This is a genomic window from Streptococcus sp. 27098_8_113 (assembly GCF_041432545.1).
Classification (GTDB): Bacteria; Bacillota; Bacilli; order Lactobacillales; family Streptococcaceae; genus Streptococcus.
The window spans coordinates 21,361-28,546 of record NZ_JAPVZU010000019.1 but is presented as its reverse complement, the minus strand read 5'-3'; the positions used below and the strand labels follow the sequence as shown (position 1 = coordinate 28,546).

Annotated in this window: 2 protein-coding genes; both read right to left on the bottom strand. The window is 43.9% G+C overall.

Translation table 11 applies throughout. The features are described from left to right. On the bottom strand, positions 1-5,310 hold a 5,310-nt coding region (locus tag O3644_RS09525; protein WP_371595596.1), incomplete at its 3' end, for a KxYKxGKxW signal peptide domain-containing protein. A 393-nt stretch (positions 5,311-5,703) separates the two neighbouring features. After that, the gene (locus O3644_RS09520; protein WP_371595595.1) at positions 5,704-7,176 is read right to left on the bottom strand and encodes a cell division site-positioning protein MapZ family protein; all 1,473 of its coding nucleotides are present in this window, start codon (positions 7,174-7,176) and stop codon (positions 5,704-5,706) included. Positions 7,177-7,186: the final 10 nt, after the last annotated feature.

The window sequence follows — 7,186 nt, the reverse complement described above, 5'->3', positions numbered from 1 at the left end:
TGAAACTGACTCGCTCAGGCTTACTGATGCTGAAGTGCTTGTGCTTGCTGAGACAGACTGGCTGGTGCTCAATGAGGTTGAAGCTGACTCGCTTGTTGAAACTGACTGGCTTAGGCTTACTGATGCTGAAGTGCTTGCACTTACTGAGACAGACTGGCTCAAGCTCAATGACGCTGAAGCAGACTCGCTTGCTGAAACAGACTGGCTTGCGCTCATTGAGGTTGAAGCTGATTCACTTGCTGAAACGGATTGGCTCAGGCTCAATGATGCTGAGGCACTGGCACTTGTTGAAACGGATTGGCTCAAGCTTACTGATGCTGAAGTGCTTGTGCTTGCTGAGACAGACTGGCTCAGGCTTACTGATGCTGAAGCACTTGCACTTGCTGAGACTGACTGGCTCAAGCTCAATGACGCTGAGGCACTTGTGCTTACTGATACAGACTGACTGGTGCTCAATGACGCTGAAGCAGACTCGCTTGTTGAAACGGATTGACTCAGGCTTACTGACGCTGAAGCACTGGCACTTGTTGATACAGACTGGCTGGTGCTCAATGAGGTTGAAGCTGATTCACTTGCTGAAACCGATTGGCTCAAGCTCAATGATGCTGAAGCGCTCGTACTTGTTGAAACTGATTGGCTACCACTCAATGAAGTTGAAGCACTCTTACTTAGTGAGATGGATTGGCTCAAGCTCAACGATGCTGAAGCGCTTGTACTTGTTGAAACTGATTGACTCAAGCTCAGTGACGCTGAAGCACTATTACTTAATGAGACAGATTGGCTGCCACTCAATGAAGTTGATGCACTCTTACTTAGTGAGATGGATTGGCTCAAGCTCAATGAGGTTGATGCACTCTTACTTAGTGAAACTGATTGACTCAAGCTCAACGAAGATGAAGCACTATTACTTAATGAAACTGACTGACTCAAGCTCAACGAAGCTGAAGCACTATTACTTAATGAGACAGATTGACTACCACTCAACGATGCTGAGGCGCTCTTACTTAATGAAACCGATTGGCTACCACTCAACGAAGCGGAGGCGCTCTTACTTAATGAAACTGACTGACTCAAGCTCAGTGATGCTGAAGCACTGGCACTTACTGAGACAGATTGGCTGCCACTCAACGAAGCTGAAGTACTTACACTTGCTGAGACAGACTGGCTCAGGCTTACTGATGCTGAAGCACTGGCACTTACTGAGACTGACTGGCTTGCGCTCAATGACGTTGAAGCGCTTGTGCTTGTTGAAACTGATTGACTCAGGCTCAATGACGCTGAAGCAGATTCACTTGCTGAAACTGACTGGCTACCGCTCAACGATGCTGAAGCGCTGGCACTTACTGAGACAGATTGACTCAAACTCAATGACGCTGAAGCAGACTCGCTTGTTGAAACTGACTGGCTCAGGCTTACTGATGCTGAAGCACTGGCACTTACTGAGACTGACTGGCTACCACTCAATGACGCTGAAGCGCTCGTGCTTGTTGAGACGGATTGACTCAAGCTCAACGATGCTGAAGCACTTGCACTTGCTGAAACGGACTGACTCAAGCTCAACGATGCTGAAGCGCTTGTACTTGTTGAAACTGACTGGCTTGCGCTCAGTGACGCTGAAGCACTGGCACTTGTTGAAACTGACTGGCTTGCGCTCAATGACGCTGAAGCAGACTCGCTTGCTGAAACAGATTGACTACCACTCAACGATGCTGAAGCACTTGCACTTGCTGAAACGGATTGACTCAAGCTCAACGATGCTGAAGCGCTTGTGCTTACTGAGACAGACTGGCTACCACTCAATGAAGTTGAAGCACTATTACTTAGTGAGACGGATTGACTACCACTCAATGAAGCGGAGGCGCTCTTACTTAATGAAACTGACTGACTCAAGCTCAACGAAGATGAAGCACTATTACTTAATGAGACGGATTGACTACCACTCAACGATGCTGAAGCACTGGCACTTACTGAGACAGACTGGCTACCACTCAATGAAGTTGAAGCACTCTTACTTAGTGAGACTGATTGACTACCACTCAGTGAAGCTGAAGCGCTCTTACTTAGTGAAACTGACCGGCTCAAGCTCAAGGACGCTGAAGCACTCTTACTTAGTGAGATGGATTGGCTACCGCTCAGTGACGCTGAAGCACTCTTACTTAATGAGACGGATTGGCTACCACTCAATGAAGTTGATGCACTCTTACTTAGTGAGATGGATTGGCTGGCGCTCAATGAAGCAGCGCTCTGACTCACTGAGACAGACTGACTACCGCTCACTGAGGCCGAAACACTATTTCTCGCTGAAACCGAGCGGCTGGCGCTCATCGATGCCGATTGGCTATTGCGCAAGGAAGTAGACAAGCTCTGGCTAGCAGAAACTGAACGGCTGGCGCTCGTTGAAGCCGACGCACTCGCTGATGTACTAGCACTTACTGAGGCACTGGTTGACTGTCTTTGACTTAGACTAGTTGAAGTACTGCTACTCTTATACTCACTATCAGAAAGTTTTACAGTGAACGTATCCGTAGTCTTATCTTTATAGATAATGGTAACTGTTCCATTGTTACTAATAGTAAAGGAATCAATACGTTTTTCCTGCTTATTGTTTAGTTTCTCAACAGCCGCCAATATACGAGTTTTTTCTTGAGGTTTTAATTCAGAAACATTCTCTACTTGGAATGTTTCGGTCGGTGCTACCCCTTCCATAATATCTGTCAGTCTACCTTGCACAATACGGACATTACCTGGCGAAGCATTTCCTGCACTATTTTTATTCCCAGCCTTATCCGTTGCTACTGCATTACGTTGCCAACTATTTCTACCATTTTTATCGTACTCTAGATTATCATTCAAATGAGCTCTTACTGTAATGCGAGCTGGACTAGCAGTAGTTGCTGTGATATTCCCCGTTAAATGATCTACTGTTCCCGTCCCATATTTATTATCTTCAAAGAAATTATTTTTAAGAGCTGAACCATTTGCATCTTCATTTGAAACAATCTTAAATTCTGATAATTGCCCGCTATTATCTGTAGCAGTGAAATTAATTTGAATATCATCTCCTGCGTACACAACATAGTTGCCGTTTACAGGTGTTAGAGTTTGACCGTTACGAGTCACCGTCGCACTTGGAACTGGGACAGCATCCACATTAGCTGGGATAACAGTTGTAGTATTATCACGGTAGGTAATGGTAATATTCCCATTTTCAGCTACCGAAATCGTTCCGGTTACGCCATCTTTCGTAAAATCACTACCAGATAAAAGCGACTGGTTTTTTTCTTTAAATTTTTCAAGTACTTGATTGCGTTCACTTACAGTCAAAGAAGAGGGATTCTTAACAATAACAGTATCCCCACTAACTGGGTTGTGGCGTTCGTTGAAGCCTTTGATATGGAAATTCGTACGTGCTGTAGCAGTCAAGCCATGAATATCTGTTACTGTGTACTCCAGAACATAGGTACCAGGCTTATAGGGTTTCCAAGTTCCGTTTTCACGACCCACCGTCCCTATTATGTTAATAGTGTATGTTCTTTGACCACCTGTTTTATTCCCCCTTTGATCATAGATATATAGATCTCCAAATTCCCCTTTCTTGTTAGTTGGATAGTTCGGTGCTTTTAAACCTGTAATAATAGCATTGGATGGGGAGGCCGTGATTTTAGCCATCCCTTTATCATCATTCAGTCTTATCTGAAAATTATTGATTGCTTCATCATTATAAATTGTGATAGTAGATGGCATAGAGATTGTAGGTGGATTAGAAGCCGCACGTAGGTGTGCCCCTCTAGTAATCACTGTCCCATTTCGTACATCGCGTACACCAGAATTAGCCGCAAAAACAGCATTAATAATCGAATTACGTGCTAAAGTAGCTTTTTGCACTACTGTTGTTAAATCACTAGTCGGATCAGCTAGGGCCTTTTCAATTTCTGTTAGCGCTGCATTGGCCTTAACAAGAGCTGAATCCGTATTTGGCAAACCAACTGCTTTTGCTAGATAGTCACCTATTTCAGCTGAAAGATTGGTCAACTTCCTACGGTTTTCTTCTTGTTGTTTAGCAGTGACTTCTGAAGATGCTAATGCAACCGCAGCAGCTTCAATTAAGCTAGTTGTGACAGAAGTTGATTGAACTCCACTAACACTATTCTTACCAGTAATTTCAGTTATTTTTAATTCAGCTGAGTCAATTTCAAGGTTCTTTGCTTCTTTTGAAGTAGAAGGTTGCTGGTCAATTGCTGTCGTCGATCCACTCTGTTCAATAGACAAACTTGACACTACAGAAACATTCGATCCACTTGTTGATTGACTGGCACTAGCAAAAGCACTGACAGACTCTTTTGGTGAAGTTGCTACGGTCTTTTCTACCGTTTGACTCTTCTCAGCTTGCTTAAGCTCATCCTTGCCTTGGGCTTGGTTCTTATCAGCTACCACACCAGCGGCCAAGTTGTTGCTGGTTGCTAGAGCTTGGCTATTGCTCAACGTAGCACTAGCTACACTTTGTCCGGCACCAGATGAGACAAAGCTGTCAACAACATTGACTCTGATATCCAGTGAGACAGAATTAGAAGCTGAGACAGAAGCATCAGCTACTGACGCGCTAGTGAGCACTTTATCCTGTTCTAGAGAAGTTGTATTGTTAGCACTTTCTAGCTTAGCGGGTGCTTTGCTCTCTGATACTTTTGCAGCAGGCGCAGTACTCGCTGATTTGCTAGTCAAGACTGAATTGCTAGCAGATACAGACTGGCTGATAGAAGTTGAGTTACTAGCGGAAACTGATTGGCTGAGCGATTGACTAACAGACTGGCTAGTCGAGATACTAAGAGAGACTGACTCACTTGTAGAGACAGAAGTGCTGACTGACTGACTAACTGAAACAGAGGCTAACTCAGAAGCTTGTTCTGCTTTTGCTTTTCGCATTTCCGCTTGCGCTTGAGCAATGATCGAATTTGTACTTGCTTCTGTTGCTTCTTCATTGTCCTTGACTTCAGCTGAGATAACTGCTTTATCAGTAGATTCAGATGTTTCATCTGCATAGACAGACTGCTCCTGAGTCACCATTAGCCCCGCTGCCCCAGCGGCTAATATCCCTCCCAGACCTGCAAGAGTATTGAGGCCCAGATGGTCGTGATCAAGCTCTTCAGTATCTGACAAGCTGCTCGAGACAACTTCTCCCATTCCACCAATACGAAAGAGATCAAGTTGAGAATTTGAAGCTTTTACCCAATTTTTCCCAGACTTATAGAGCTTATATCGCTTCTTTTCGTCAATAATCTCGAAATCTTTGTTATATTTCTTACTTCGAAACATCCTTTTCCTTTCCTTTTCCAACATGCCAGTTTTTGTTAATCTCATGACCATCAGCAAAGAAGCTGGCTTATTGCATACCATAGTTTAAAAGTAACAATAGACACTTTTGTACATTTTTATGCTAGGTGTCCTAATGCTCCAAGTAGTATTTTAACAAAAATAAGACAAGAATTCAATCCATTGAAATCTTTATTTATTGAAAATAAGCTTGATAAATCAAGCTATTTCAAACTATCTATATTAACCTAGAGATCTAAGCTATAGATTATTATAGTAATTAATAATAAGTAACTATTTATACAAAAAAAGCTAGACGGCTGACCCGAGATACTTGGCTCAGATCCGTCTAACTTTTTCTTTATCATATTTTGAATGGATTAGTGAGAAAGATGATTAATAATCCAAATCCTCTGCATACCCAGCTCCATTCCCTACAAAGTAGCCTGTCTTACAGTTCATACTAAATAGATAAGTACCATCTGGTTTATAGAGATTGTAGTAGCCATTTCCCTTGACAATGTTAACTTTTTCAAGGATAAACTGATCTCCTGTGATGTAGCCGCGCTCGCGAGACACCTTGAGGATCGTTTCTAAAACACCTGGATTGAAGGTCCAAGCAGGATTGTTCACATCATCGATAGCTGCTTGATTGTAAGGCACACGGCTAAGGTGGCGCTGGAGGTTGACTCCTGCACTTGGCAGTCCGATACCAGTTTCTGCATTTCTAATGCCACTAGGATCACTAGGCGCTGGAGTTACAGCTGGCGGCGTTGCTGGCGCTGCTGGCACTGTTGGTGTTGTTGATGGCGCTGACGGTTCCACTGTTGGACTAGGCGCCGGTGCTGGCAACTGTTGACTGCGTCCTTGAGCAATAGCCGCCTTCAAGACCTCATCCAACTTGCTATTACCTGTCGATACATCTGGAAGATTGGCGTTTTCTTTCACTTGGGCATCCGTCTTCAAGAGACCATCAACGATAGCACCCGTATTGAATTGCGAATTCACACTTTGGATAGCAGAAATTTGCTTAACAAGGTCATCATATTTCTTCTTAGCAGCCGTATATTCTGAGCTGCCAGTTAAGACATCTAACTTAGCTTTCAGCTTATCCAAATCGCCAAACTTGTCATTTTTGATAGCTGTCTGACTACTATCCGTAAAGAAGCTAGCATAAAGGTCTTCAAATTCTTTAGCAGCCTCTTTCTTAGCTTCGCTAGAGCTTGTAGATTTCTTTTTGCTAGAAGAAACGGTCGAACTGGAACCAGTTGTCGACTTGTGGCTACCCCGGCCTTGATGAAAGTACCAAGTCGTTCCAGCGGCAAGTGCCACAAGACCTAAGGCTGAGTATAGGAAGCCTTTCTTCTTGTAGAAAGGTTTTGTCTCAGGCTCGTCCTCATCTTCAAACACTGTCGGAACCGGCTTTGATACCGGCTTTGTTGCCGGAATGATTGGTGCTTCAGCTGCAACTGTTAGCGCTGGTTGTGTAGCCTTTGTAGTCTCTACGTTTGCTGAATTTGCCGTTTCTGCTTTCACTGGCTGCGCCGAAGGTGTTGCCGTATTGGCAGTATTTTCCTTCGCCTGAGACTGACTCTTAAGCTGTTTGATGGTCTCTTGTATCAAAGCTTCTTTTTGTTGCGCCAGCTCTTCCATGATTCTCAGCTTTTGGGTTTCAAATTTCCCTGCTTCGATTTCATCTCGGTGTTGCTTGATGTACTTATCAAGGATATTGTCTCCTTCAGTCACACCAGCTTCGACTTCCTCGTTTTTCCGAGCAGCCTGACCGACCGTCATCTCTTTCGCATCTTCTAAGTCAAGAACGGTTTCTTTTGATTCTTGCTCTGTTGGCATCTTTTCTTCTTTGCTCACAGCATTTCCT